The sequence below is a fragment of the Halorhodospira sp. 9622 genome, assembly GCF_022228025.1.
GTDB lineage: Bacteria > Pseudomonadota > Gammaproteobacteria > Nitrococcales > Halorhodospiraceae > Halorhodospira > Halorhodospira halophila_A.
Genome location: NZ_JAJNRE010000086.1, coordinates 1 through 1,040, shown reverse-complemented (window position 1 = coordinate 1,040; position 1,040 = coordinate 1). Strand labels below are relative to the sequence as shown.

The 1,040-nt window shown below is 68.5% G+C and carries 1 protein-coding gene; it reads left to right on the top strand.

The features are described 5' to 3' along the window. Positions 1–32: 32 nt before the first annotated feature. A partial coding sequence (locus LRG07_RS13690) for an arsenic resistance protein (RefSeq protein ID WP_238635776.1) occupies positions 33–1,040 on the top strand: 1,008 nt, incomplete at its 3' end.

The window sequence follows — 1,040 nt, the reverse complement described above, 5'->3', positions numbered from 1 at the left end:
CCATTCGCCTGCTGCCAGGGAGGAGCACGACCATGTGGTCCATCCTCTACGCGATCCAGAAGCGCCTGACCTGGGCCATCCCGGCCATGCTGGTCCTGGGCTTCCTCTACGGCGCCCTCCTGCCCTCGGATCCGCTGCGGTGGCTCGTCCTGCCCCTGACCTTCCTGATGGTCTACCCGATGATGGTCACGCTGCGGGTCTCGCACCTCACCGGCTGGGAGGATCTGCGTGCCCAGCTGCTCACCCAGGGCGTCAACTTCGCCGTCATCCCGTTCATCGCCTTCGGCCTGGGCCTGCTCTTCTTCGCGGACCAGCCCTACATGGCGCTGGGACTGCTGCTCGCGGGCCTGGTACCCACCAGCGGCATGACCATCTCCTGGACCGGCTTCGCCGGCGGCAACCTCGCCGCAGCGGTCAAGATGACGGTCATCGGGCTCCTGCTCGGGGCCCTCGCGACGCCCTTCTATGTGGAGGCCCTGCTCGGCGCGCAGATCCACGTCGATCTCTGGGCCATCGCCCAGCAGGTGCTGGTGATCGTGGTGCTGCCGCTCATCCTCGGCGTGCTCACCCAGCGCGCGCTGGTGCGCCGCTACGGCCAGGAGGACTTCCGCAACCGCTGGGCCTTCCGCTTCCCGGCCCTGTCCACGCTCGGCGTCCTCGGCATCGTCTTCATCGCCATGGCGCTCAACGCCGAGACCATCCTCGCGGCGCCGGAGCGGCTGCTCTACATCCTGGCCCCGGTGGCCCTGCTTTACGCCATCAACTTCCCGCTGAGCACCCTGCTCGGCAAGGCCCTCCTGCCGCGGGGCGACGCCATCGCGCTGGTCTACGGATCCGTGATGCGCAACCTCTCCATCGCTTTGGCGATCGCCATGAACGCGTTCGGCGCCGAGGGGGCGAATGCCGCCCTGGTCATCGCGATCGCCTTCGTCATCCAGGTCCAGGCGGCCGCCTGGTATGTGCGCCTGACGCGCAAGGTCTTCGGCCCACCCGAGGATGAGATCCGGCAGGCCCGCCAGACGGATACGGCCGAGTCCGGT